This window comes from Vibrio sp. Of14-4, from assembly GCF_022347625.1.
GTDB classification, from domain to species: domain Bacteria; phylum Pseudomonadota; class Gammaproteobacteria; order Enterobacterales; family Vibrionaceae; genus Vibrio; species Vibrio pristinus.
In genome coordinates this window covers 242,984-269,056 of sequence record NZ_JAKRGI010000003.1, presented here as the reverse complement: position 1 = coordinate 269,056, position 26,073 = coordinate 242,984, and the positions used below count along the sequence as shown (strand labels likewise).

At 43.7% G+C, this 26,073-nt stretch carries 20 protein-coding genes; 12 read left to right on the top strand and 8 right to left on the bottom strand.

Going from position 1 to position 26,073, the window contains the following annotated elements; all coding sequences use genetic code 11:
• The first annotated feature begins 154 nt into the window (after nucleotides 1-154).
• Nucleotides 155-1,069: an ABC transporter ATP-binding protein gene (locus tag MHN79_RS04975; protein ID WP_239171954.1), complete on the top strand. Its 915-nt coding sequence runs from the start codon at nucleotides 155-157 to the stop codon at nucleotides 1,067-1,069.
• Nucleotide 1,070: 1 nt separating this feature from the next.
• On the top strand, nucleotides 1,071-1,841 hold the full coding sequence (locus MHN79_RS04970; protein ID WP_152431237.1) for an ABC transporter permease: 771 nt from the start codon (nucleotides 1,071-1,073) through the stop codon (nucleotides 1,839-1,841).
• A 60-nt stretch (nucleotides 1,842-1,901) separates the two neighbouring features.
• Here MHN79_RS04970 and panC read toward each other — a convergent pair whose 3' ends face one another.
• From panC to sfsA, 7 genes are all read right to left on the bottom strand, one after another.
• Complete coding sequence (gene panC / locus MHN79_RS04965) at nucleotides 1,902-2,804, bottom strand: pantoate--beta-alanine ligase (RefSeq protein ID WP_239171953.1); 903 nt, start codon at nucleotides 2,802-2,804, stop codon at nucleotides 1,902-1,904.
• A gap of 11 nt (nucleotides 2,805-2,815) precedes the next feature.
• Nucleotides 2,816-3,610: a 3-methyl-2-oxobutanoate hydroxymethyltransferase gene (panB, locus tag MHN79_RS04960; protein WP_239171952.1), complete on the bottom strand. Its 795-nt coding sequence runs from the start codon at nucleotides 3,608-3,610 to the stop codon at nucleotides 2,816-2,818.
• 25 nt (nucleotides 3,611-3,635) lie between these two features.
• Nucleotides 3,636-4,118 carry a 2-amino-4-hydroxy-6-hydroxymethyldihydropteridine diphosphokinase gene (gene folK / locus MHN79_RS04955; protein WP_239171951.1) on the bottom strand — a complete coding sequence of 161 codons (483 nt, stop codon included), beginning with the start codon at nucleotides 4,116-4,118 and terminating at the stop codon, nucleotides 3,636-3,638.
• The gene (pcnB, locus tag MHN79_RS04950; RefSeq protein WP_239171950.1) at nucleotides 4,115-5,485 is read right to left on the bottom strand and encodes a polynucleotide adenylyltransferase PcnB; all 1,371 of its coding nucleotides are present in this window, start codon (nucleotides 5,483-5,485) and stop codon (nucleotides 4,115-4,117) included. The genes folK and pcnB overlap by 4 nt, the downstream gene beginning before the upstream one ends.
• A gap of 112 nt (nucleotides 5,486-5,597) precedes the next feature.
• Nucleotides 5,598-6,488 carry a tRNA glutamyl-Q(34) synthetase GluQRS gene (gluQRS, locus tag MHN79_RS04945; RefSeq protein ID WP_239171949.1) on the bottom strand — a complete coding sequence of 297 codons (891 nt, stop codon included), beginning with the start codon at nucleotides 6,486-6,488 and terminating at the stop codon, nucleotides 5,598-5,600.
• A gap of 69 nt (nucleotides 6,489-6,557) precedes the next feature.
• Nucleotides 6,558-7,004 (bottom strand): RNA polymerase-binding protein DksA, encoded by a 447-nt coding sequence (gene dksA / locus MHN79_RS04940; protein ID WP_152431231.1) that lies wholly within the window; start codon nucleotides 7,002-7,004, stop codon nucleotides 6,558-6,560.
• A gap of 139 nt (nucleotides 7,005-7,143) precedes the next feature.
• Nucleotides 7,144-7,857, bottom strand: coding sequence for a DNA/RNA nuclease SfsA (gene sfsA, locus MHN79_RS04935; protein WP_239171948.1), 714 nt, complete (start codon nucleotides 7,855-7,857; stop codon nucleotides 7,144-7,146).
• Nucleotides 7,858-7,911: 54 nt separating this feature from the next.
• On the opposite strand from sfsA, the gene hrpB reads away from it, so the two are divergent.
• The 10 genes from hrpB to MHN79_RS04885 all read left to right on the top strand — a co-directional run bounded on the left by hrpB (nucleotide 7,912) and on the right by MHN79_RS04885 (nucleotide 24,138).
• Nucleotides 7,912-10,371 (top strand): ATP-dependent helicase HrpB, encoded by a 2,460-nt coding sequence (gene hrpB, locus MHN79_RS04930; RefSeq protein WP_239171947.1) that lies wholly within the window; start codon nucleotides 7,912-7,914, stop codon nucleotides 10,369-10,371.
• Entirely contained in the window at nucleotides 10,368-12,713 is a 2,346-nt protein-coding gene (gene mrcB / locus MHN79_RS04925; RefSeq protein WP_239171946.1) for a penicillin-binding protein 1B, read from the top strand. The genes hrpB and mrcB overlap by 4 nt, the downstream gene beginning before the upstream one ends.
• 46 nt (nucleotides 12,714-12,759) lie before the next feature.
• Nucleotides 12,760-15,054 (top strand): patatin-like phospholipase family protein, encoded by a 2,295-nt coding sequence (locus MHN79_RS04920; RefSeq protein WP_239171945.1) that lies wholly within the window; start codon nucleotides 12,760-12,762, stop codon nucleotides 15,052-15,054.
• 287 nt (nucleotides 15,055-15,341) lie between these two features.
• Nucleotides 15,342-17,939, top strand: a complete 2,598-nt coding sequence (gene acnB / locus MHN79_RS04915; RefSeq protein ID WP_239171944.1) for a bifunctional aconitate hydratase 2/2-methylisocitrate dehydratase — start codon at nucleotides 15,342-15,344, stop codon at nucleotides 17,937-17,939.
• 108 nt (nucleotides 17,940-18,047) lie between these two features.
• Entirely contained in the window at nucleotides 18,048-18,419 is a 372-nt protein-coding gene (locus tag MHN79_RS04910) for a YacL family protein (RefSeq protein WP_239171991.1), read from the top strand.
• Nucleotides 18,420-18,593: 174 nt separating this feature from the next.
• Nucleotides 18,594-18,932, top strand: coding sequence for a P-II family nitrogen regulator (locus MHN79_RS04905; RefSeq protein ID WP_114784959.1), 339 nt, complete (start codon nucleotides 18,594-18,596; stop codon nucleotides 18,930-18,932).
• 25 nt (nucleotides 18,933-18,957) lie between these two features.
• Nucleotides 18,958-20,187, top strand: a complete 1,230-nt coding sequence (locus MHN79_RS04900; RefSeq protein ID WP_239171943.1) for an ammonium transporter — start codon at nucleotides 18,958-18,960, stop codon at nucleotides 20,185-20,187.
• 143 nt (nucleotides 20,188-20,330) lie between these two features.
• Nucleotides 20,331-21,344: a Fe(3+) ABC transporter substrate-binding protein gene (locus MHN79_RS04895; RefSeq protein ID WP_239171942.1), complete on the top strand. Its 1,014-nt coding sequence runs from the start codon at nucleotides 20,331-20,333 to the stop codon at nucleotides 21,342-21,344.
• Nucleotides 21,345-21,481: 137 nt separating this feature from the next.
• A complete protein-coding gene (locus MHN79_RS04890; RefSeq protein WP_239171941.1) occupies nucleotides 21,482-23,107 on the top strand; it encodes an iron ABC transporter permease in 1,626 nt (541 codons plus the stop codon).
• Complete coding sequence (locus tag MHN79_RS04885) at nucleotides 23,107-24,138, top strand: ABC transporter ATP-binding protein (protein ID WP_239171940.1); 1,032 nt, start codon at nucleotides 23,107-23,109, stop codon at nucleotides 24,136-24,138. The genes MHN79_RS04890 and MHN79_RS04885 overlap by 1 nt, the downstream gene beginning before the upstream one ends.
• A gap of 21 nt (nucleotides 24,139-24,159) precedes the next feature.
• On the opposite strand, the gene MHN79_RS04880 is transcribed toward MHN79_RS04885, so the two are convergent.
• A complete protein-coding gene (locus tag MHN79_RS04880) occupies nucleotides 24,160-26,073 on the bottom strand; it encodes a beta-N-acetylhexosaminidase (RefSeq protein ID WP_239171939.1) in 1,914 nt (637 codons plus the stop codon).

Genomic DNA, 26,073 nt, shown 5'->3' with positions numbered 1-26,073 from the left:
ATTTATTCGAAATAATGGTTGTTTATACAGATGTTCGGCGATAAACTCAGTGGCAGCTGTGGTGATTAGGAAGTTTTTGGTCACTCTTTTTGTCGGTTTACTTTTCCAATACTTCTACCACAAGACATACGACCTTTTATTAGCAGTGAATACTATGTACGCATTAGAAATAGAACAGCTTCGTAAAACATATTCGGGTGGGTTAGAGGCGCTGAAAGGTATCAGTCTCAATGTGACTGAGGGAGACTTTTATGCTCTTCTTGGACCTAATGGTGCCGGAAAATCAACCACTATTGGTGTGATTTCATCTCTAGTAAATAAAACATCTGGCAAGGTAAAAGTATTTGGCTATGACATTGACCAAAGCCTTGAATTGGCCAAACAGCATTTGGGCTTGGTCCCTCAAGAGTTTAATTTCAATCCGTATGAAACCGTAGAACAGATTCTCCTGCAGCAAGCAGGGTATTATGGTGTTCCTCGTGCGCTTGCTAAAGAAAGAGCACAAAAATACCTAACTCAGCTTGAATTATGGGACAAGCGAAATGAACGTGCTCGTCACCTATCGGGAGGTATGAAAAGGCGATTGATGATTGCAAGAGCTTTAATTCATGAGCCTAAGTTATTGATTTTAGATGAACCTACTGCTGGTGTAGATATCGAACTTCGTCGCTCTATGTGGGAATTCCTTAAGAAAATTAATCAACAAGGTATCACTATTATTCTCACCACGCACTACCTCGAAGAGGCGGAAATGCTATGTCGAAACATTGGCATTATCAATAAAGGCGAACTGATTGAAAACACCACGATGAAAGACCTATTGAGTAAGCTTGACGTTGAAACTTTTATTTTGGATTTAGAGGAAGACACGGCAGAGCCTAGGTTAGAAGGGGTGGTTAGTCAGCGTTTACAAAATGGGTCGCTAGAAATTGAAATAGAAAAAACGCAGGGTTTAAATAGAATTTTTAGTCAATTAACCGATCAGGATATCAAGGTCTTATCGATGCGCAATAAAGCCAATCGCTTGGAAGAACTCTTTGTCAACATTGTTCAGCAGGGAGAGCAGTAATATGTATCGTCTATATTGGACCGCTTTTTGTAGCCTTTTGGGTAAAGAGGTACATAGATTTACTCGAATCTGGGTTCAAACACTAGTGCCTCCTGCTATCACTATGAGTTTGTATTTCATTATTTTTGGTCGTTTAATCGGCTCGCGAATTGGTGAAATGAATGGCTTTAGTTATATGGAGTATATTGTTCCAGGCCTTATTATGATGTCAGTGATCACCAATTCTTATTCCAATGTCGCTTCGTCATTTTTTAGCGCCAAGCTTCAAAAAAATATTGAAGAGCTTCTGGTCGCACCTGTGCCCAATTATGTGATTATATTTGGCTATGTGATGGGAGGGGTTACTAGGGGATTATTGGTTGGCTTTATTGTTACCTTGGTTTCGCTGCTGTTTGTGGATTTACAAGTCGACCATTGGGGTATTATCTTTCTTACCGTATTTATGACGTCAATTGTTTTTGCGCTTGGCGGCCTAATCAATGCTGTATATGCAAAAACATTTGATGATATCTCGATTATCCCAACTTTTGTGTTGACTCCACTTACTTATTTAGGCGGTGTGTTTTACTCGATCAGCTTGTTGCCTGAGTTTTGGCAGGGAGTATCGAAAATTAATCCCATCGTATATATGGTCAATGCATTTCGTTATGGATTTTTGGGTATTTCCGATGTCGGAATTGTAGAGTCATTCAGCGTATTAGCTGTATTTGTGATTATACTATACTCTGTTGCGCACTACCTAATTACCAAGGGAATTGGACTAAGAAGTTAGTGTTTTATAGCAAAAGGAAAGGCTGGGATAGTTGCCCAGCCTTGTAAAGAATTATTCAAGTTATTCGGCGCTTTCGGAGGACGATTCTACATTCGCTTCTTCTTTGGTATCAGTTATTAGATCGACAACTTGATTATCGATTAGGCGAGCTTGTCCCAAAAATGCTGACATTAAAATAACGACTTGAGTAGTCTCTGTACTTACCACGCCTAGACTATTTGCATCGCGAATAAATATTTCGTCAGGTTGGAGCCCTGCGGCGCGAAGCTGATCGCTTGCATCTTCGATAATTGAGGCATAGTCGTCACGCCCTCCGCGTATCGCGCTGCTTATCCAGCGCATGGTACGAGCCAAAACAGGAGCACGCTGGCGCTCATCCATGGTTAATAGATTATTGCGAGAGCTCATGGCAAGGCCATCCATTTCGCGAACGGTCGGCACGTTGACGATCTTTATATCCAGTGCCAAATCTTCAGTCATCTTTTGAATAACAGCGAGCTGTTGGAAGTCTTTTTCACCAAAACATGCAACTTCAGGCTGAACAATGTTGAACAACTTGGTTACTACGGTTGCAACACCGCGAAAATGCCCCGGTCGAGAAACACCTTCGAGGATGTTTGACAGCCCAGGCACATCGACAAAAGATTGTTTGTCTGTTCCGTTTGGGTAAATGACATCGGGTGTCGGCGTAAAGACAATTTCTATGCCTTCATTAGCTAACTTGCTTAAATCATCTTCGAGTGTTCTAGGATAGTTGTTTAAGTCGTCACTACGCTCAAACTGCATAGGGTTCACAAAAATACTCGCGACAACAATGTCAGCATGCTCGCGAGCCTTACGCATTAGAGTTAAGTGGCCCTCATGCAAATTACCCATGGTTGGCACAAAGGCAATGCTACGGCCATCACGTTTGTACTGCTTGATTTGCTCACGAAGTGTGGCAATCTCAGCAAAAGTTTGCATTAGTTCGCTCCTTACGCAATGGTGTGGGCTTGACTTGGGAAAGTACCACGTTCAACTTCGTCTTTGTACATGGCGACCGCTTTACGCAGATCTCCAGTTTCAGCAAGGAAGTTCTTTGAAAACTTAGGCATGTAGTTTGCCGATATACCGAACATATCATGCATAACTAGGATTTGCCCGTCCGTGGCATTACCTGCACCAATACCGATAACAGGAACATCACAGATATCTGTGATACGAGCTGCTAGCTCTCTAGGAACGCATTCCAATAGAATTATTTGAGCCCCTGCTTCTTGTAGCGCAATCGCATCACGGACGATTCGTTCCGCTTTGTCTTGCTCACGCCCTTGTACTTTAAATCCACCAAAAATATGGACTGATTGTGGTGTTAACCCCAGATGAGCACACACAGGTACCGCACGTTGTGTTAATACTCTTACTGTATCGACCAGCCAATCTCCCCCTTCAATTTTGACCATATTGGCTCCGGCTCGCATTAGCTTAGCTGCACTATCGCAAGCTTGTTCAGGTGTTGCGTAGCTCATGAAGGGCATATCAGCCATTAATAGGCAATTTGGGCTACCTGCTCTTACACAACGGGTATGATAGGCGATATCTTCGATTGTAACTGGTAATGTATCAGGAGCGCCATGTAACACCATGCCTAGTGAATCGCCGACAAGAAGAACAGGCATCTCTTCACTTTCAAACAGCTGGGCGAAGCTCGCATCATAGGCGGTGGAAGTGGCAAATTTACGACCTTCCTGCTTCCATCTCATCAGATCAGATATGGTAACTTTTTTCATGATTTTTCCTTTCAGGGCTTGGCTATTATTGCCAAACACGCAGACCGTTTTTCGAGACAACTGATAGCAAGTCATCTAGTCTGGTCCCACATGGGAGAGTGATACTTGGGGCAATTTCAGCTAGTGGGTAGAGTACAAACTCGCGCTCTTTCATCCCATAATGAGGAATGGTTAGGCGCTCAGAATCAATCACCTCATTGCCGTAAAGAATGATGTCTAAATCCAAAGTGCGAGGTCCCCAGCGCTCATCTTTACGAACACGTCCTTGCTCTAGCTCAATGGCTTGTGTGCAGTCGAGCAATTGTATTGGTGTTAATTGTGTCTGGATTTTGACGACGGCATTAATGTAATCAGGTTGATCTTGTGGCCCCATAGGCGTGCTCGTATATAGCAAAGAGCTACTGATCAACTCAGATTTCGGCAACTCTTTAAGCGCGTCAATTGCATTGTTTGCTTGCGCTACTGGGTCAGATAAATTGCTCCCAACAGCGATGTAGACCGTAGTCATGAAGATGAAACCTTGTTTTTTTTGTTACGATACGGCTTACGACGACGCTTTTTACCTTGCTCTGGTGTGTCTGATTCTAAATCAGAGACCATAGCTTGTCTCATTTCGCGTCCCGCATTTTGGAATGTCTGCCACCATTTGGCGAGTTGTTCGGTTTCGCCAGTCTCTATTTCTCCTCGCATTTCGAGGAAATCAAAGCCAGCCCTGAACTTGTTGAGTTCCATCAACCGAAAAGCTCGCTTACCGTTTCTTCGTGGCAGGCGAAGCTGTAATTGCCAAATTTCTCGAATTGTTGCCGTATGACGACGAGGTATGGCGATGGTACGTACTTGTTCATCGAGAATATAGTTGCTCGCTTCCATAATAGCATCGTATTCAGATAGCTTACGTTTGGCCATTAGCATGTCAGCGCGTGCAAGAAGCGGGTACCAAAGCATAGCGGCGAACATGAAAGCAGGGTTTATACGCTTGCCTTGTTCTATGCGTATATCAGTAGAATCTAAGACTAAATCCAACATTTGCTCAGTCTTTGACGAATAGTCTTGCGTAAAGTCACTGGCAATTAGAGGAAATAATTGTTGGAAGAGATTGTACTCACGCATCAGATGGTAAGTTTCTAATCCATAGCCAGACTGCAACATTTTGAGAGATTCTTCATATAAGCGTGCGGCAGGTATGTCTTGCAATAGGTGCGACATGTCTTCAATCGGTGCCGCTGTATCTTCTTCAATATCGAAATCTAACTTCACAGCAAAACGAATCGCACGCAGCATACGGACAGGGTCTTCACGATAGCGAGTCTGCGGATCGCCAATCAGACGAACCAGTCTATCTTCAAGGTCTTCATGCCCACCTGCGTAATCATGGATGGAATAATCACCTATGTTGTAATACATAGCGTTGATTGTAAAATCACGACGCTCAGCATCTTCATCTATGGTGCCATATACGTTATCGCGTAAAAGCATGCCTTCTTTTGACTGCTGCGAGACATTTTTTGTGGTTTCTTGGTGGTGACCACGGAAGGTCGCCACTTCAATAATGTCTCTGCCAAACATAATATGCGCCAAACGAAAGCGGCGACCGATCAGGCGGCAGTTTTTGAATAGCTGGCGTATTTCTTCCGGCGTTGCATTGGTGGCAATATCAAAATCTTTAGGATTTTGATCCAGTAATAAATCTCTTACACCGCCGCCGACCAGAAAGGCCTCAAAACCAGCGCCATGAAGTCGATACAACACCTTCAGCGCGTTATCACTAATCTGTTTACGAGAAATGTTATGTTCTTGGCGTGTGATGACGTTCAGAGATAACTCTGGATAGACGTCGTTTTTATTGGGTGTTTGGTCGTTTTTATTCATCTGCATCAATTACTCGTATTTCTGGCGGCTCTCATCACCAGTACTCGAGTGTGCCTATTTTGGCCTGGCTTATGGTTCCGTTTACACTATTCGGGCTAATTTCGCGGCTAATGATAGCCTACAGTGAGCTATTTGAGAATCGCGGTGTTATTTCAGTTGCATCTGGTAGTTGTTCAATTCTCCAGTTTGCGATACCCCAATCAATGATCTCTCTCACATTACTCTGCTTAATTTCCTTATTTAATTCAAAACCTAAAAATTGCATTGCATCGATTAAAGTGGGTTTAGGTTGCTTTAGGTCAATGGCGGGTGCGTGATTTTGTTTGGACAGTTTTTGACCCGACTTATCTGTAGCTAACGGTAAATGTATGTAATTGATGAGTGGTTGATTAAGAATATGATACAAACTTATTTGTCTGCCCGTCGGCTCAATTAAATCAGAGCCACGCACCACTTCGGTCACGCCTTGAGTAATATCATCAATCACCACTGCTAGATTATAGGCAAATAGGCCGTCTCTGCGCTTAACAATAAAGTCCTCTCGTGCAAGCTCGGGAGGAACGGAAAATTGGCCATGTTTCCTATCATCAAAGCTTTCTACTGGGTATGTCATAAGCAATCTAATGGCGCAATTACCATCGTCTATTAACTTTTTATCGCGGCAATTTCCAGTATAAAACCCGCCCATAGCTTTAACTTGCTTGCGAGTACATCTACAGTAGTAAGCTTGGCCGGAACTTAACCAGCTATCCAATTGTGCTTGATAAAGGGCATGACGATGACTTTGATAAACCACATCATCATCCCATTCAAGATGGTAAGCTTCTAAAGTACGTAAAATAAGATCGGCCGCACCTTTGACTTCTCTTGGAGGGTCTAGATCTTCAATACGCACCAGCCATTTACCTCGTTGAGATCTTGCCTGGAAGTAGCTTCCTAGTGCAGCGACAAGAGATCCAAAGTGCAGTGGACCTGAAGGTGAGGGAGCAAAACGGCCAATATAAGTCATCTGATATTCTTTTTTAACAAATCAAAAAGGGAGCAATTGCTCCCTCTATTACTCGTGTTGCTTACACTGCTAGCCTTGCATTTGCTTTTCTTTAATTTCTGCTAATGTTTTGCAGTCAATACATAAATCAGCGGTTGGGCGAGCTTCTAAGCGACGAATACCGATTTCGACTCCACAAGATTCACAGAAACCAAATTCGTCTTCTTCAATCTTATTAAGCGTTTTTTCAATCTTCTTAATAAGGCGACGCTCTCTGTCTCGATTACGAAGTTCTAGGCTGAATTCTTCTTCTTGAGAGGCACGATCTACGGGATCTGGAAAATTCGCAGCTTCATCTTGCATGTGATGCACAGTGCGATCAACTTCTTCCCTGAGCTGGTTTCGCCATGCGGCCAAAATTTTCGTGAAATGAGCCAACTGCTCTGGTGACATATATTCTTCACCAGCTTTCTCTGTATATGGCTCAACCCCTGCAATGGCTAGGATGCCTAGCGCTTTTTTCTTTGATTCTGGCATGCAGCATCTCCTACTTACACCTGATCCACTGCGCTCGCAGTTGGATTTTAAGGCGGCTATCTATAGCAAAAAGAACAAAGTGAGGCAAACACTCTAGAGTAAACTTGCTGTCAATGTGAAGATGACACCATTTTTTCTCTTAACCAATGAAACGAATAGGTTTTACTAGTTTTACCTCAGTATTTGAAAGCTGTGCTGCATAACACAGTATTTCAACGCCTTGTTCTTGTGCGTTCTTCAATAATTTTGAATATTGTGGGTCTATATGGTGTGCAGGAGAGACTTTTTCAATACCAGAATGCAAAACTGTGAATAAAAGTACTGCTCTGTGTCCATTTTGAACCATTTTTGTGAGCTCTCTCAGGTGCTTCTGTCCACGGGTAGTTACCGCATCTGGAAAGTATCCTTGGCCTTGATGCGCTTCATCAAGTAATGTCACGCTTTTTACTTCTATGTAGCAGCTTGGGTGCTTGCTTGACGTGAGAAGAATATCAATTCGACTATTTTCATCGCCGTATCTAACTTCTGTTTTGAGTTGTTCGTAGCCAGCTAGCTCGCGGATTATGCCTGTTTCTATCGCTTCTACTGCGAGTTGATTCGCTCGAGCCGTATTCACACAAATTGTGTCGCCTTGATTGGTTTGGGTTAACTCCCAGCTGTGCGGATATTTACGCTTGGTATTGTTAGAAGTTGAATACCAAATAGTATCTCCAGTTGTTGCACAGCCTGTCATGGCACCAGTATTTGCGCAGTGTATGGTAATCTCTTCATTATCGGGTAAGCGGATGTCAGCAAGGAAACGTTTGTAGCGTTTAATCAATACTGCGGGTTGTAATTGAGGTTGAAACTTCATTTGAGACTGGATTTATGTACAATATTTATATTATTACATCATAAGGTTTAACCCTTGTCACAGCTTCCTATAGAGAGCGTGATGCCAGAGTTATTGTCTGCCATCAAAACTCATTCCCAAGTTATTCTTAAAGCCGCACCAGGTGCAGGTAAGTCGACCCACCTTCCGTTAAAGTTATTAACCGAAAATGTGGTTGATGGAAAGATCATTGTGTTAGAGCCAAGGCGGCTAGCTGCACGTAATATCGCCTATTATCTTGCTCAGCAGCTCGGAGAAAGCATCGGTCAGCGTGTTGGTTATCGAGTGAGAGGGGAGTCCAGAGTTAGCAGCAACACTCAGCTAGAGATTGTAACTGAAGGTATCTTAACCCGCATGATCCAAATGGACCCCGAGTTGACTGGTATCTCCTTGGTCATTTTTGACGAATTCCATGAGCGTAGTATTCATGCAGACACCGCTCTTGCGTTTTCTCTCGAAATTCAGGATGTACTGCGAGAGGATCTCAAGTTAGTCATCATGTCAGCGACTATAGACCTTGATGCTATCAAGGTGTTGATGCCCAATGCTAAGTATATTGAATCTCAAGGCCGAAGTTTTCCAGTTGAATATCGTTATCACCCTTTAAGACCTAATCAGGGGTATGAGCAGGTGATGGTGGCTCAAATTCACAGTTTAATCGACAAGGAAACAGGGTCATTACTGGTATTTTTACCCGGCATGTCAGCCATTAAGCGTGTTGCTGAGGGCTTAACCAGTTTGCCCAGTGATGTCGATGTTTTCCCTTTACATGGACAATTGGATTTTCAACAGCAGCAGGCAGCAATTCAGACTCCTACTAAAGGGCAGCGTAAAGTGGTGCTTGCGACCAATATTGCTGAAACTTCTTTGACCATCGAAGGCATACGTATAGTTCTCGATTCAGGTTTACAGCGCACTGCGAGATTTGATGTTAAAAATGGGGTAACTAAGCTCGAGCAAGTTCGTATTGCGCAATCATCAGCAGAGCAAAGAGCGGGGCGAGCAGGGCGATTGGAGCCGGGTATTTGTATAAGGCTATATTCTGAAAGTTCGTTAAATCAGCAGCCCTATGTGCCTCCTGCTGAGATATTGTCTTCAGACTTGTCGAGTTTAGCGATAGAGCTTGCCCAATGGGGGGCTACTGAGCCATCGGAATTAAAGTGGCTGGATATTCCTCCACAAGCAAGCTTTTTACAATCTAAACAGTTACTGGTGAATCTGGGGTTATTGGATGATAAGCATCAATTAACAAGTCGAGGCAAGGCCGCTTGTGATCTTGGGGTAGAACCTAGAATTGCAGCTATGTTAACTCATTCAAATAGCCCCGCATGGCTCTCCACAGCACCTGTAGTGGCGGCCTTATTGGAATCACCTGAGCGCAATATTGTCAACTTTATACATTCGGTTGAGAGCTTCAAGCGAAGAAAACATTCTCAGCAAAAAATGGTACATCAACGAGGTATGGCTTTATCTCGCAAGCTTAATGTGAGCTTTTCTACCGACTCTATTGACGAATCTTTGGTAGCCGTCATATTAGCCGCCGCTTTTCCTGATCGAGTCGCTCAGCTGCGCAGCGGAAAAACAGGGAAGTTTTTGCTTGCCAATGGGCATGGGGCTGAATTGGCGGAAGAGGAAAAATTATCTACTTCAGACTATCTAGTCATCGCAGACCTTATGCGCACCCAATCCGGTTCTTCACGTATCTTTTTGGCTGCGGAGCTAGAATTACTCTCCGTGAAAAAGTGGTTCCCTGACCTTCTCAAAAACAATGATCATCTTGATTGGGATGATGAAAAAGGACGATTGATCGCTGAATCTCAACAGTGTATTGGACGCTTGGTTGTCGAGCGAGCACCTTTGCCGACACCTCCTCCTGAAAAAATGACCCAAGCTTTACTCAACTATGTAAGACGCAAGGGACTGGCTGTATTAGACTGGTCTGATAATAGCACGCAATTACTTGAACGCATTCGCTGCGCTGCTGATTGGCTACCAGAACAGCCATGGCCAGAAACGTCGGATGCACAATTATTGAAAAACCTTGAACACTGGTTGGAGCCATACTTAACTGGAGTCAACTCATTGCAAGCAATGAAAAAAATTGATCTTGAGCCCGTATTAATGTCCTATCTTTCTTGGCCACTTAACAAGAACATAGATCAATGGCTACCCGTTTATTATTTATTACCCACGGGAACGAAGAAAAAGATTCGCTATAAACAAGGCCACGAGCCTATTTTGTCTGTACGAATGCAGGAAATGTTTGGTCAACAAGCGTCGCCTCAGATAGCACAGGGAAGAAAAAAATTGCTGGTGGAATTGCTTTCACCCGCGCAGCGCCCATTACAAATAACAAGCGATTTGGCTAGCTTTTGGGCGAGTGCATACAAAGAAGTACAAAAAGAAATGAAAGGACGTTACCCCAAGCATGTATGGCCTGATGATCCAGCTAATCATGTGGCGACGACGAAGACTAAGCGACAACTGAACTCATGAGCAAGAAAACAACCTCTAAAAGTAAACAACCTAAAACCACGAAAAAGCCATCTCCTAGGAAGAAGAGCTCAAAGAAGAATCAACGCAACTGGCTACAAATAGTTTGGAGTGTAGCTTGGAAGGCAAGTCTTGCTGGCTTAGTCGTGATTGTCTTCATTGGTGTGTATCTTGATAGCGTGGTAAGGCAGCGCTTCGAAGGTCAGTTATTTGATTTACCCACTGTTGTGTATGCGCGAATTTTAAATCTTGCTCCTGGTGACCGTATATCAATACAAGAAGTGCGCAATGAGTTAGATGTACTCAATTATCGTAAAGTGCGCCATCCTCGCTACCCCGGGGAATATTCATCCTCTTCGACCAAGATTGAATTGTTTCGTCGTCCTTTTGAATTCACCAATGGCCCTGAACCTGATCGTCATGTGATGCTTCATTTCGATGCTCAAAGTCTAACGCGGATTGAGTCATTAGAGAAAGCAGGTGATCTTGGCTATCTGCGTATTGAGCCCAAAATGCTGGGGATGTTAGAAAAGGATCATGACGAGCAGCGCTTATTTCTCAGGCGAGATCAATTTCCTGAGATCATGGTTGATGCGCTACTTGTAACTGAAGATAGAGACTTTTATCAGCACGATGGTGTTTCCCCGCTTGCCATTGCTAGAGCTATGGTTGCCAACTTGAAAGCTGGTAGAACGGTTCAAGGTGGAAGTACTCTTACTCAGCAGCTCGCGAAAAATATATTTCTATCTAGAGATCGAACATTATGGCGTAAGCTGCGTGAAGCTTATATGGCTTTGATTATTGATTATAGATACAGCAAAGATCGCATTTTAGAAGGTTATCTCAATGAAGTTTACCTAGGCCAAAGCCGAGGTGAAGCGATTCACGGGTTCGGCCTAGCCTCCCGGTTGTATTTTGGTCAGCCTATTCAGGAGCTGCGAATAGACCAGCTTGCTCTGTTGGTAGGTATGGTAAAAGGCCCTTCCTATTACAATCCGATTCGTTATCCGGAAAGAGCGAAAGAGCGACGTGATCTAGTGCTACGCTTGATGATGCAACAGGATGTGTTGACTGCAAGCCAGTACGAAACGGCAGTTAATCGTCCATTGGACATACAAGACAACCCCCGAATTGCAAGCCGTCAGCCTGCTTATTTCCAGCAGCTTAAAATCGAGCTTAAAGACAAAGTGGGTGGGGTATTTCAATCAGATTTAGGCCTAAGGGTATTTACTTCTCTCGATCCTGTCTCCCAGCAAGAGCTAGAACAAGCGATTGCCAGAAAGATTCCTCAATTAAGCCAAGTGGCGGGGAAATCTTTGGAAGGCGCTGCGATTGCCGTTGACCGCCATACAGGTGAAATACGCGCTATGGTTGGAGGAAAACGTACCGGTTATGATGGCTTTAATCGAGCCTTGAATGCTAGCCGACAAATCGGTTCACTGGTCAAGCCTGCTGTTTATTTGACAGCCTTAGAGCAGCCCCAGAAGTATAACCTTGCAACCACTTTACATGATAAGCCGATCAGTTTAAAAGGCTCAAAAGGGAGCGTTTGGTCGCCACGAAACTATGACAGAAAATTTAGAGGTGATGTGCCATTGTATTTGGCGTTAGCTAAATCACTCAATGTTCCGACAGTAGAATTAGGCATGCAATTGGGTATACCTAAAGTTATTGAAACTCTCGAAAAACTCGGCGTGGATCCTGATGAAATTAGGCCAGTGCCTTCGATGTTTCTCGGCTCTTTCACTTTGACGCCTTTTCAAGTTGCTCAAATGTATCAAACCCTGACGAATTCTGGTAAACGCTCGCCATTATCAGCATTGCGTTCAGTGGTAGATAAAGAGGGTAAGGTGTTATTCCAGTCCTTACCTCGAACATCTCAGACCATAGATCAGCAAGCCGCTTGGCTGACCACTTATGCTATGAAACGTGGTGTTTTGGAGGGAACAGGGCGATACCTTAATAGTCAATTTGGCTGGGCTGCATTAGCGGGAAAAACGGGTACGAGCAATGACACTCGTGATAGTTGGTTTGTTGGGGTCGACGGTCGAGAAGTAACAACCATCTGGCTCGGTCGAGATGATAATCAGCCAACCAAACTGACGGGCTCCAGCGGTGCGCTTAGAGTGTATGCGGAGTATTTAAACCATCGCATTCCGGAAACATTATCCTTACCTTGGCCTAAAGGTATTAGTACTTTAGGTTTTGCTTATACTGATAATGGAAGTCTCGAACTGGATTGTGGTAATGCCTTCAAGCTTCCTATGTGGGATGTTAATAATCAGCTGAAAAGTCAGTGTGACAGCCAGCCAACTCAGTGGATTAAAAAGTTATTTAGTTGGTAGAAGCATGTTGAACTCAGTGAAGGTATTGCGAAAAGGGAACGGTGTAGTGAAGAAGTTATTGTGCTTTTTACTTGTCTATATGGCTGCGCTTCAAAACGTGATGTCGGCGGAAAAGCCAGACAAACAGAAAGAGGTTGAACGGCCCAAAATTGCAGTCGTTCTTGCTGGTGGTGGTGCAAAAGGCGCTGCGCATATTGGTGTGTTAAAGGCGCTAGAAGAGCTTAAAATTCCGGTGGACTACATTACTGGAACCAGCATGGGAGCCTATGTTGGTGGTTTGTATTCAACAGGTATGAGCGCGGATGAAATCGAGAGTTTTATTACGACCGTCGATTGGAATAATGGCTATCGTGACAGAGTGGATCGCAGTGAACGTCGTGTGCGAGACAAAGAGTATGAAGACAGGTACCAACTGACGACCGATTTAGGTCTTCGTTGGGGAGAGATTCATGCAGCTCGTGGAATTGTGCAAGGTCAGGGGATGCTCAAAATCTTACGTGAGACTTCTGGTAACCTCCCTCCTTTTACTTCTTTTGATGATCTAGCAATACCTTATCGTTCAGTTGCCACTGACATTATAGAATTAAAACCTGTCGTGATTGGTGATGGGTATCTTGTTGACGCCATGATGGCGAGTATGTCAGTGCCCGGTGCTTTGCCTCCCTATGAGCTTAATGGGCAGATGTTAGTCGATGGTGGTGTTACGAACAATATGCCTGTTGATGTAGCAAGAGCCTTGGGTGCTGATGTGGTTATTGCTGTTGATATCAGTACTGATTATCGAGAAGAAGAGGAGTTTACGACTTTATTCACTGTCGCTGATCAACTGTCAAATTATTTAGTTCGAAGCACGACAAATCGTCAAGCTAAAACACTGACAAGCAAAGATGTTTTCCTTCAACCCAAAGTGGGTGATATGGAAACGACGGAATTTGACAAAATGCCGTTCGCTTTTCAGCAAGGTTACAAAGCTGCCATTGCTAATGAGACAAAGCTTAAGCGCTATAGCGTATCATCATCTGAGTATCAGGATTACATCGATCATAAAGAAGACGCGCGGCGAAAGCTTCGTTATGGTGATGAAATTACGGTCGAAGAAATCGTTATTCATAATCACAGTCACTACAGTGAAGAAGCGTTAAGAAAGTACCTTAAACTTAAGCCAGGCCGACGTTATGCAACGGCTGAGATAGAAGCGAGCGTCCAAAGTCTTTATGCGCTAGATCGATTTGAACTTATCACTTATCGCTATGAAGAAATTGATAATCAAAACACCCTAGTGCTTAATATTCGAGAAAAATCCTGGGGGCCAAATTATGTTAACTTTCGCTTTTTTCTAGAAGATGATTTTGAAACAGATAGTCAATACTCGATTGGCGTTTCAACCAATTTCACCGATTTAAATTCTTTGGGGGCTGAATTCAGGCTCAATATCGAGATGGGCTCGGACAAACTTGTCTTGGGAGAGTTGTACACTCCACTTTTGTTCAACACAGATTTCTTCACCACGGTTACTGGGTCTTACAGCAGTGAAAAAGTCAATATTCCTAAAGGAGGAATGACAGATACCTCGTTAAGTGCAAGTCGAGACTATATTCCAGTGGCATTCAATGAATGGGGAGCCGAATGGGCGCTTGGTTATCAAAATGCATTGTGGAGCAGGATCAAGCTTGGGGTTCGATATACAGATGGTGTTGGAGAGCTTGCTTCTCTCCCTTCTCTAGGTAATTCCTCCTATAAACGGGTTGGAGGCTTTATTAACTATCGAATAGATACCCTAGATAACTACAGTTTACCGAGTAAGGGCTGGTTTTTAGACCTAGATTATTTGGTATCGCATGATGACAGTGTTGGTGTTACGGGCAGTGTCTTCGAGGGACATAATGAAGATACGGCTTTCGAGTATGGGGCTAAGGCAATATATGCGCACAGTTTTTCCCGTCATACGCTAGTTGCCAATGTAGATGTTGGCGTGGTAGAGAGTAAAAATTCTGCGTTAATTATCAACCCTAAAGAACTGGGTGGCTTTTTAAACTTATCAGGTATCCCTCGTAACAGTCTCATCGGGCAGAATAAAATCTTTGGTAGTTTAGTTTATCGTTATCGCTGGTTTGATAATGACTTTGGCTTGTTTTCATCGCCATTCTATCTGGGAGCGTCATTGGAATATGGGGGAGTTTGGTCAGATCCCAGCATTAGCGCTGATAAAGCCCCTCTCTATGGTGCAGGGTCTGTTTTCTTTGGTGTGGACTCGCCTGTCGGGCCTATTATGGTTGGATATGGAAGGACAGAACAAAATTATGACTCTTTCTACCTTATTATTGGGACCAGTTTTAAATAATTATCCCATAATAAGTAATGTGAATCACAAGCAGATAGGGTGAGTGAATTGGAGAACAAAGTAAAGAAAATCATGGGACTTTAGTTATAACTTGCTATGTTGGTCAAAATGATGAGATTTTAATTTATCGTTAAATTTGCTATCCTAGCGCCCAAAGTTTGGTCTTTTTGATATAAGTTCTAAGCTAAGAACATGATTATCGAGAACCAAGTTTCCAAGGATGTTTACTTCGTTAATTTTGAATAATAGTAATAATAACGAAGAAACCGCAATGAGAGGAAAAAGTCGTGCTTGAAGCCTATCGTAAACACGTCGCAGAGCGTGCTGCTGAAGGAGTTGTTCCGAAACCACTAGACGCTGAACAAGTTGCTGGTCTCGTAGAACTTCTAAAAAATCCGCCTAAAGGTGAAGAAGCCGTACTTCTTGACCTATTAGAGAATCGTATTCCTCCCGGTGTTGATGAAGCGGCTTATGTTAAAGCTGGTTTTTTAACCGCAGTCACTAAAGGTGAAGTGACGTCTCCATTAGTCAGTCGTGAAAAAGCAGCGCAGCTGCTTGGTACCATGCAAGGTGGATATAATATCGCGCCCCTTGTCGACCTTCTTGAAGATGATGCTTTGGCTCCAATCGCTGTGGAAGCTTTGTCTCATACTTTATTGATGTTTGATGCATTCTACGATGTAGAAGAAAAAGCCAAAGCGGGCAACACTCATGCTCAAAAAGTCATGCAGTCTTGGGCAGATGCCGAATGGTTCTTGTCTAAACCAGAGCTTGAGAAAAAAATCACTCTTACTGTGTTTAAGGTGACGGGTGAAACCAACACCGATGACCTTTCTCCAGCCCCAGACGCTTGGTCTCGTCCAGATATCCCCGTCCATGCTCTTGCTATGTTGAAAAACGAGCGTGATGGTATTACCCCAGATCAACCTGGTAGCATAGGTCCTATTGCCCAAATAGAAGACCTGAAGAAAAAAGGTCACCAACTTGTCTACGTAGGCGATGTGGTTGGAACAGGCTCGTCACGTAAATCAGCGACCAACTCCGTGTTGTGGTTTATGGGTGATGATATTCCTAATGTTCCAAACAAGCGAGCAGGTGGTTATGTCCTAGGTGGCAAAATTGCACCTATCTTCTTCAATACTATGGAAGACGCAGGTGCTTTGCCAATTGAAGTAGATGTATCCAAGCTCAACATGGGTGATGTGATTGACGTATACCCATATGAAGGTAAAGTCTGTAATAATGCAACAGGTGAGACTCTTGCTGAGTTTGGCTTGAAAACCGATGTTTTGATCGATGAAGTTCGAGCTGGTGGCCGAATTCCGCTGATTATTGGACGCGGTTTAACAGACAAGGCTCGTCAATCTCTCGGTCTTGAGTCATCTGATATTTTCCGCAAGCCAGGCGCTGTTGCTGATTCAGATAAAGGCTACACATTAGCTCAAAAGATGGTTGGTAAGGCATGCGGTGTAGAAGGTATTCGTCCTGGTACTTACTGCGAGCCTAAAATGACCACAGTCGGATCTCAAGATACCACAGGTCCTATGACTCGGGATGAATTGAAAGATTTGGCGTGTTTGGGCTTCTCTGCCGATTTGGTGATGCAATCTTTCTGTCATACCTCAGCGTATCCAAAACCGGTTGATGTTAATACTCATCACACACTGCCTGATTTTATTATGAATCGTGGTGGGGTGTCTCTTCGCCCTGGTGATGGTGTTATTCACTCTTGGCTCAACAGAATGCTTCTTCCTGACACAGTAGGAACTGGTGGTGATTCACATACTCGTTTCCCTCTTGGCATTTCTTTCCCAGCAGGCTCAGGCTTGGTAGCCTTCGCAGCGGCAACTGGGGTAATGCCATTGGATATGCCAGAATCGATTTTGGTTCGCTTTAAGGGCAAAATGCAGCCAGGTATTACGCTCAGAGACCTTGTGCATGCCATTCCGTATTACGGTATTAAGCAAGGCCTTCTAACAGTTGAAAAAGCAGGTAAGATTAATGAGTTTTCTGGCCGAGTGCTGGAAATCGAAGGGGTTGAGCACCTAACCGTGGAACAAGCATTTGAACTGTCTGACGCGTCAGCGGAGCGCTCTGCTGCAGGCTGTACCGTTAAGCTTTCTCAAGCCTCGATCGAAGAGTACCTCAACTCAAATATTGTTATGCTCAAGTGGATGATCTCGGAAGGCTATGGCGATCGTCGTACTATAGAGCGTCGTATTGCGGCAATGGAAGAGTGGCTTGCGAATCCAGAATTAATGGAAGCGGATGCCGATGCAGAATATGCCCATGTGATTGATATTGATCTTGCTGAAATCAAAGAGCCGATCCTTTGCGCACCAAATGATCCAGACGATGCACGCTTGTTATCTGATGTTCAAGGCACGCAAATTGATGAAGTCTTTATTGGTTCTTGTATGACCAACATTGGCCACTTCCGCGCGGCAGGTAAACTGCTTGAGCAATATGGTGGACAACTAGATACTCGCCTCTGGGTTGCTCCGCCGACCAAGATGGACAGAGATCAGCTAACTGCAGAAGGATACTACGGAATCTACGGCCGTGCTGGCGTGCGTATCGAGACCCCAGGGTGTTCCTTGTGTATGGGTAACCAAGCCCGAGTCGCAGACAAAGCGACTGTGATGTCGACGTCTACGCGTAACTTCCCTAACCGTCTTGGTAATGGAGCAAATGTTTTTCTATCCTCTGCTGAATTGGCCGCTGTTGGCGCTATTCTCGGTAAAATCCCAACTAAGGATGAGTACTTAGAATATGCTAAGCAAATTGACTCCACAGCCGCTGATACGTATCGCTATCTAAACTTCCACAAGATGGAAGAATACACCAAGAAAGCCGATAGCGTGATTTTCCAAGAACCAGTGTGAATCAATAGCATTGAGAATAAGAGCGCCTGTTAGCAACAGGCGCTTTTTTTTGAGCTTTTCGAACGGTATCTATATACTTTGCCTTCCTTTTTGCACACGGCATTAATGATGGAATTTGAATTTATTCGCAACACCCTAATGGGCGAATACTATGTGAAGCCAAGTATGGGCCACGAAGTTCTCGGCCGCTGGCTTGAAGAAGAAATTGGTAAAGACAAGCAAAAAATACAGCAAGTGGAAGCGCTTATAGAAGCTATAATCCAATCTCCACTGTTAGAGCATAAGTACCTAGGATGTGAAATATCGCTCATTATTCAAGGTGATGAAGTGACCGTAGAAGAAAATATATTGAGTCATGGAGAATCTATGCCGGAAGATAGTGAATTTGATTACTACAACTGTGAAAGTAAAGCATCTTGTGGGCTGGAGGACTTTATCTCCTTGTTTGAGCAGTGGAAAGCGTTTCTACAGTCCAGATAGATAAAGCGATTTAAAGTTATCGCATCATTATTGTGAAAAGGGCGCACCGATTTGGTGCGCCCTTAGTGTTTCTAATTCTTTTAAAAACATTAAGTTATTATATATCAGATGCTTAATAAGTTGGCACGTAGCTTGGATTAATGGATGTAATTATGTCAGCCTCGAGAGGGTAAGATGAAAATCATTAATGCGATCATAAAGCCATTTAAATTGGATGATGTGCGAGAAGCTTTAGCCGATGTCGGTATAGAAGGAATGACGGTATCAGAGGTCAAAGGTTTTGGGCGGCAAAAGGGTCATACCGAACTTTATCGTGGTGCTGAATATCAAGTCGATTTTTTACCTAAAGTGAAGCTCGAAATTGCAACCCATGCGGATAATGTTGAGCCTGTTTTAGAAGCAATCTCTAAAGCCGCTCATACCGGAAAAATAGGCGACGGAAAAATCTTTGTTTACGACCTAAATCAAGCAGTACGCATACGTACTGGTGAAATGGACGCGGAAGCACTCTAGGCTCGATAGGATTGGAGAATACCAAATGGAACTTACATCAACAGTTGTTGAACTGCGTTACGCTCTAGACACTTTTTTCTTTTTGATTTCAGGTGCACTTGTCATGTGGATGGCGGCTGGATTCGCTATGTTAGAAGCAGGTTTAGTACGCTCAAAAAATACTACTGAGATATTAACCAAGAACGTTTGTCTTTATGCGATTGCCTGCACCACGTATCTAGTTGTCGGCTACAACATTATGTATGTCGATAATACTGAGGGAGGCTGGTTGCCATCAATCGGGGCTCTAATCGGATCGCAAAGTGCTGGTGCTGATCACTCTTTAGAGTCTGACTTTTTCTTTCAGGTGGTGTTTGTTGCTACTGCCATGTCCGTTGTTTCTGGCGCGGTTGCTGAACGAATGAAACTCTGGTCATTTCTTATTTTTTCGGCGGTGTTGACCTCATTTATTTACCCAATGGAAGGCTACTGGACATGGGGTGGTGGCTTTTTAGCACAAGCGGGTTTTAGTGACTTTGCGGGCTCTGGGATTGTGCATATGGCGGGCGCGGCGGCAGCGCTTGCTGGCGTATTACTGCTAGGTGCACGTCGTGGCAAGTATGGTAAAAATGGCGAAATCTACCCAATTCCTGGTTCAAATATGCCGCTTGCTACCTTAGGGACATTTATTTTGTGGTTTGGTTGGTTTGGCTTTAATGGTGGCTCTCAACTAATGGTGTCTGATTTCGAAAATGCCACCGCAGTAGGAAAAATCTTTCTTAACACCAATGCCGCTGCAGCAGCAGGAGCATTTGCTTCGCTCTTAGTATGCAAAACGACTTGGGGCAAAGCCGACTTGACCATGGTGCTTAATGGCGCTTTGGCTGGTTTAGTTGCAATTACTGCCGATCCTTTATCTCCGTCTCCGATCTATTCGGTAGCGATCGGCGCTGTTTCTGGCGTTTTGGTCGTCTTTAGCATCATAGCCCTAGACAAACTCAAGATAGATGATCCGGTTGGTGCCATTTCTGTTCATGGCGTATGTGGCTTTTTTGGTTTGATGGTGGTGCCTTTGAGTAACAGTGATGCCAGCGTTGGCGTGCAGCTATTTGGCGCTGTCACTATATTCTCTTGGGTATTTATCAGCAGTTTAATCGTGTGGTCGGTACTTAAGGCAACTCTTGGCATTCGCGTTTCTGAAGAAGAGGAGCTAGAAGGGATGGATATGCATGATTGCGGTGTTGGTGCCTACCCAGAGTTTGTGACCGTTAAATAAGTCATAAGCTGTTACAAATAAAATACTCAAAAACCTGTCAGATATGGCAGGTTTTGTTGTTTCGATCATTGTGTTCTAAGTCGTGATACATATAATAACGCAACTGATAAACGTTATCATTACGAAATTAAAGGACTGAACCAATGAAAAAAATGCTGACTCTTTCGGCTTTGGCATGTGCTACTTTGGCGCCGATCGCAATGGCTGCTGAAGAAGTAAACGTCTACTCATACCGTCAACCTTTTTTAGTTGAGCCTATGTTTAATGAGTTCACCAAAGAGACTGGCATTAAAGTAAATGTAAAGTTTGCCAAAAAGGGTTTAGCAGAAAAGCTAGCTCAAGAAGGTGAATATAGCCCTGCTGATGTTATTCTAACGGTCGATATTAGTCGCCTTTCTGAGCTGACAGACAAAGGCTTGGTTCAGTCTGTTGATAGTGATGTACTAGAGAAAAATATTCCAGCTCAGTATCAAGATGAGAATAATGAGTGGTTTGCGTTAACCACGCGAACACGCAGCGTTTATTCATCTCGAGAGCGCGTTGGTAAGCTAGGTGATGACTTTACTTACGATGACCTTGCTAAGCCTGAGTTTAAAGGCAAGATTTGTACTCGTAGCGGTAAACACCCCTACAATGTTTCGCTGGTTTCTTCAATGATCGCTCACCAAGGTGAGGCAGCAACGAAGAAGTGGCTGGAAGGCGTTAAAGCTAATCTAGCACGAAAGCCCCAAGGCAATGACCGTGCTCAAGTGAAAGCAATCAAAGAAGGCCTGTGCGACGTATCTCTGGGTAACAGTTACTACCTAGGGAAAATGTATAATGATAAAGAGCAGAAAGCATGGGCGGATGCGGTTTACATTAACTTCCCAGATCAGAAGACTACGGGTACCCATGTTAATATCTCTGGTATGGCAATGGCCAAATACTCACCGAATAAAGACAATGCGCTTAAGCTGATGGAGTTTTTGTCTGGTGATAAAGCTCAGAGCATGTATGCAGAGGTCAATTATGAGTATCCTGTTAAAAATGGTGTGAAGCGTTCAGCGCTGGTTGCATCTTGGGGAGACTTTAAGGCAGACACTATCTCTTTAGATGAAATCGCTGATCACCACTCATCTGCAATTAAACTACTCGACGAAGTAAAATTCGACCTGTAATTGCTCATCATTGCAATTATTTAGCCTCAAGCTGCTGTTGTTATTGGAGCGACTTGAGGTTGCTTCTATATAAGGGTATAAAATACCCTTAGTGTGATAGAGATGCATGACTCATATGCATCTATGATTGTTAGGCAATGAAAGAAAAACTATACCTATGGAAAACCAGTAGTGGGATGCTAGCCTTGCTACTGGTTTTGCCGATCTTGGCAATATTTATGACGTCAATTGGTGAGACAGATGAACTCTTTTCTCACCTTTTATCGACCGTAATGCCAACTTATACTCTCAATACGGTCGCTTTGGCTGCTGGGACTATGCTGCTGTCCGCCGTTTTTGGTATACCCTCCGCTTGGGTAATGGCAATGTGCAAAATCCCAAGTGAAAGGTTTTTACAGTGGGCATTGGTCCTTCCTCTGGCTATGCCAAGTTATATTGTGGGATATATTTTTACCGACTGGCTTGATTTTGCAGGCCCAATCCAAATATTTCTTCGTGACGTTATGGGTTGGCAAGCAGGAGATTATTGGTTTCCTGACATTCGAACCTTGCCAGGCGCCATTTTTGTGTTGGCATTGGTTTTATACCCATATGTGTATTTACTCTGCCGCGCCTCCTTTATGGAGCAGAATGTCTCTTTATTGCAATCGGCTCGCTTGCTTAAATGTTCACCGTGGGAAAGCTTTCTCCGGATATCATTGCCACTTGCCAGGCCCTCTATTGCTATAGGGCTCTCCTTGGTTGCGATGGAAACCATCGGTGATTTTGGCACAGTCAGTTACTTTGCTGTAAATACTTTAACCACGGCAGTGTATGACACTTGGCTCGGCTATTCGAGCCTAACTGCTGCCGCAAAAATATCGGCAATTATGCTGATATTTGTTGTCTTATTGCTCAGCACCGAGCGTTATAGCCGCCGTAGACAAAAGTTGTTTCAAAACCAGTTTAATAGCAGTGAAGACTTTAGATACCAGCTACAGGGCTGGAAAAAATGGTCAGCCTTATTTTGGTGCTGGGGTTTGGTCGTCATCGCGTTTGCGTTTCCTTTAATGCAGTTGATTGTTTATGCATATCAATGCTTTGCTCAAAGTTGGACCCCAGAATTTCGTCAATACGCTTTGAATAGTTTGTATGTATCATTTTCAGCAGCTTTCATTGGCGTTTTTGTTGCTGTCGTGGTGAATTTTTATCATCGTTTGGTCGGAAATAATCAAAGTTTAGTCTTTATGCGTTTATCTTCGTTAGGCTATGCTGTTCCGGGTACTGTACTGGCTATTGGGGTTATGGTCCCGGTTCTTTTTATGGATCATTTGGTCAATGATGTGGCAAAAATGATCAATGTTGCTCAGCCAGGCTTGATATTTTCAGGCTCTATGTTTGCGTTGATCTTTGCCTTAACGGTGAGGTTTTCTGCAGTGGCTATTGGTAGCGTTGAGAGCAGTCTTAACAAAGTCTCTCCTTCACTTGATATGGCCTCACGCACTATGGGGTGTAATTCCAATCAGATGCTATGGCGTGTTCATTTTCCTCTGATTCGACGAGGTGCGTTAATTGCGGGGCTACTGGTATTTATCGAATCAATGAAAGAGCTCAATGCCGCTCTGCTGCTTCGGCCGTTTAATTTTGAAACCTTGGCAACTTATGTGTATAACTTTGCCTCCGATGAGCAGCTTGAGTTAGCAGCGTTACCCGCAGTACTTTTGGTATTAGTCGGATTGATTCCGCTTGTATTAGTTAATCGTTCACTGGAGCACTCTCACTGATGAGCAAAGCGCTATCTATCACTAATTTAACGTGTAAATATGATCTGCAAACAACCGTGCTTGAGTCCTTGTCTTTGGATGTAAGTCAAGGTGAAATCGTGTGTTTGCTTGGTGCGAGTGGTTGTGGAAAAACAACCTTGTTAAAAGCTATCGCAGGCTTACTGCCGCTAAGCTCAGGGACCATGCGTCTCAATGGCAAGCTAATAGATAACGGCAGCTGCTGGCAGCCACCAGAGCAGCGAAATATTGGCATGATATTTCAAGATTACGCACTTTTTCCTCATTTGACGGTGGAAGAAAATGTGGCTTTTGGTTTAAAAGCATTTAGCAAACATGATAAATCGCTCAAGATCGCGGAAATGCTGGCTTTGGTTCATCTCACAGGATACGAGAAGCGTTACCCACACCAGTTATCAGGCGGGCAACAGCAACGCGTTGCTATCGCACGTTCTTTGGCCTACAACCCTGACTTATTATTGTTAGATGAACCCTTTTCTAACATAGACACTCAGGTTCGCCACGAATTGATCGGTGAAATTCGTAAAATCTTTAAGCAGCAGGGTGTGACGGCAATCTTTGTAACTCATAGTCGTGAAGAAGCTTTTGCCTTTGCTGATAAGATGGCGGTGATGAATCACGGCATCATAGAGCAATATGGAACCGCGAGTGAATTGTATTATCAACCATCAAGTAAATTTGTTGCCGATTTTTTAGGTGGCGGTAGCTACCTGAACGCAAAACGGGTATCGGAGCGAGAGTTTGAAACTGAGCTTGGCCTTGTCGAAGCAAAGGCGCAGCAAGATATCCATATTGATGCTAGGTGTGAATTGTTACTGCGCCCACAGCACATCCAGATTAGTGCGACCGAACAAAGCAGCGTCATGGTACTTGAGCAGCAATTTATGGGAGATCATTGCCGCTATGTTATTGATGCCAACGGTAGCCGATTATTAGCTAGTTCATCGGAACCATTAAACATTGGTCAGCCAGTTTCGGTCAAAGTAGAAACACACGGTGTTTTGGCATTCTAATTCCGCCTTGATCTGACGTTATTAAGTTTTTGTCTTCCATGGGTATCGGTATTGGATATTTTGCTTATCCATTAGTCTCTGATGCTGCTTTAGGCGAGATAAATAATCTTGCCAATTGAGCCCAGAGTTGTCTGTCCAGCAAACTTCAGCAAATGCGGTCAACCTTGGGAAAAGCATATAATCTATTTTGGCTTGTTCTATGGTGTTTTCGCACCATAGAGCGCACTGAAGCCCTAATACCTTTTGATGCATATTGCTCTGTGCTGATATTTGCTCAAGTGGCTGGTAACGGTAAGCTTTTTCTAAAGTTAGTACTCCTGCCCAATCGGAGCCGGGTTCATTAGGCGTGTAGTCTTGTACTAAATCAAAATAGGTATATTGGGCTGGTTGGAGAATCACATTGAAACCTTGCTCAGCGCTATTTATGGCGGCGTTCTCATTAGTCCAAGCAACGATGACAGTATTTGAACTGACTTTATTCCCATTTTTGACTTCTTCCCAGCCAAGCATACGTTTTCCAAGTGATTTAAGCTTATTTTCTGCATATCGGAGAATATGACCTTGAAGCTCATCTATGCTTCGGTAGTGATTGACTTTCATGAGTGTCTGACAAGCTTTACTGTTTTTCCATACACCAGAGGGGACTTCGTCACCGCCCATATGTATCCAAGGTGAAGGGAAAAGCTCCGCAATTTCTTCTAGCACTTTGTCGATAAAAATATAAGTACCACCGAGGGCTGGGGAAAGAGTGTTATCGTGATAGTTTTGGACACTTAGATAGCAAGAGGCGTCTTCGCCATCAGTAAGTAGATGAGGGAGAGATTTTATCGCTGCTCTACAATGCCCAGGGATATCAATCTCTGGTATCACAACAATCGAGCGATCAGCGGCATAAGCGATGATTTCTCGTATCTGGGCTTTGCTGTAGTAACCTTCATGACTTGAGGTAAGATGGCTCAATTGTGGCTCTAAATCGTACTGACTGCCACGTTTTGCACCTATCTGCGTGAGTTGTGGAAAAGCATCGATCTCCACTCTCCATCCTTCATCATCGGTTAAATGCCAGTGAAAATGGTTAAACTTGTAATACGCCAATTGATTAATCAATCTTTTGATTGTACTCACGGAGTGAAAATGACGAGCGCAGTCGAGCATCAACCCACGATAAGTAAATCGTGGATGATCGGCGATTTTGACTTTAGGAACGACGAATTTACCATCTAAGCTTTTAATTAGCTGCAATAAGGTAGCACTGGCGTGGGTAAAACCATTTATAGAGCTAGCCTCTAATTTAATACACTCCGCCTCCACCTCTAAATTATAGTATCCCTCCTCTACGGAAGAATTGAGCGCAAAGAGTATATCGCTGTTACTTTTTCCAATCTGAATGCCAAACATGGCATTGATTTCTTGCTCTAGCCATGTGGCCGCTTTCTCTGCCATGGAAGTTTGGATGGAGATATTGACTTTGTCAGTCAGAGTGATCTCTCCCTCTCGATATTCGATTTTGTTGGGATAAGGGATAAGCCCGGTGCAAGATGCTTCTGGAGGTGTCAAGCAAGCGTCTATTTCATGGACTTTGGCAAGCATCATTGGCTCAATGGCGACTGGCAGTTTCTGGTTTGTGTCTAGGTCAACAACGACTGCCTCTTTTATGCCATGAGCATAGAAGCGAACAGGTGGTGAATTAACAATAAATTCGCAGTAATACTGATTATTTATGTCTAAATTGTCGGTATCTGGCGTGATTGTACAAAAACTTCCTACTTGTTTGATTTTACCATGAGTGATGCTGTCGAGATTAATATTGCGCTCGAAAATAAACTGTAAACACCAGCGTGAGAGTGTGAATTCAGAGACGTTATGCAGTGTTAAGCTGACCAAGCTCTGCTCAGGCTCTTCAGATATAACGGCAAGTTGGACTTGATAGCTCAT